The sequence below is a fragment of the Streptomyces sp. genome (assembly GCF_019510245.1).
GTDB lineage: Bacteria > Actinomycetota > Actinomycetes > Streptomycetales > Streptomycetaceae > Streptomyces.
Map to the genome: position 1 here is coordinate 1 of NZ_JAEKKT010000540.1, position 1,252 is coordinate 1,252.

A 1,252-nucleotide genomic window follows, 5' to 3' on the forward strand; every position below is an offset into this window, starting at 1 on the left:
AGCGGTTCCTCTACCGGTGGACGCCGGAGCACGGGCTGCCCGAGCGGCCCGGACGCCTCGAGTTCCGGCCCGAACCGGACGACGCGGTCTTCTTCGACCTGCTGCGGCGCATCCATTCCGCCACCCTCGACGCGCACGCTCTCAAGGCCATCGACGAGGACGGACTCGACCGGGCCGCCCAGGAGGAACTCGACTTCTTCCACTGGTGTCCCTCGCCGCGCGAGTGGTGGCAGATCGCCCACACCCCGCAGGGAGACGTGGCCGGGATCCACATTCCGGTACACAACCCGTCGGGGCCCTGCATCGGGTTCATCGGTGTGGTGCCGGAACACCGGGGCCACGGCTATGCCTACGACCTGCTCGCCGAGTGCACCCACTATCTGGTCGAGCGGGGCGCCGAGTTCGTCTCGGCCGCGACGGACCGGGGGAACTTCCCCATGGCCGCGAACTTCGCCAAGGCGGGCTATCCCGTCGTACGGGAGCGCTTGAACTACCGTCCCCCGCGCGTCGGCTGAGTCCTCGTCCGGCACTGACGGCCGGTCCGGTCCCGGCTGTCAGTGCCGGGTGCCATGCTGGTCGTGGTGGTGATCGTCGGCTCGGTGGGGGGAGGCGTGGTGGGGTTCGAGGGCGCGGTCTGGAAGGTGCGCAGCGGTGACGAGAGGGTCGGGGACATCCTGATCGACGAAGCCGACTTCCCGTGGCTGTCGGGCCGTTTCACGGCGGGACCCGGATTCGCCGGTGTGCGCGAGCTGTTCGCGCGCGAACTCGCCCTCGTGGAGGAGGACGACGAGGAGAGATGGCAGGAGTGGGAGGAGGCCTACGACGAGATCCGGCGACGTGTGTCGCTGCACGCGCCGGGCGGCCCCGTGCCCGAGTTCCTGCTGCACATCGAGGACGACCGGGCCTGGTTCCGGTGGAGCGACGAGCCGTTCGACGAGGACACCCCGGGGGACTGAGTCGCTGGGTTGTGCCGTGGGCGCGCGGGTCTGGTCGTGTGGAGGGTGATGGGGCTTGGTTCGGGTGGGGTGATGTGCCGTTCGGTGAGGGTGCGCCGGGGGACTGAGCTGCTGGGCTGTGCCGTGGGCGCGCCGGTCTTGTGGTGCAGAGGGTGATCGGGCCTGGTTCGGCGGGGCGACGAGCCGTTCGGTGAGGGTGCGCCGGGGGACTGAGTCGTCGGCCTACGCCGTGGGCTCGCTGGTTCCGCCGGTCAGCAGGACCTCCGCCGCCACGAGGAGCTCGGTGACCCTGAGAC

At 70.4% G+C, this 1,252-nt stretch carries 2 protein-coding genes; both read left to right on the forward strand.

The features are described 5' to 3' along the window. Positions 1 to 515, forward strand: a 515-nt coding sequence (locus JF597_RS55200) for a GNAT family N-acetyltransferase (protein WP_294014823.1), incomplete at its 5' end; no start/stop codon positions are given. Positions 516 to 614: 99 nt separating this feature from the next. Then, positions 615 to 956, forward strand: a complete 342-nt coding sequence (locus tag JF597_RS55205) for a hypothetical protein (RefSeq protein WP_294014826.1) — start codon at positions 615 to 617, stop codon at positions 954 to 956. The last annotated feature ends 296 nt before the right edge of the window (positions 957 to 1,252 follow it).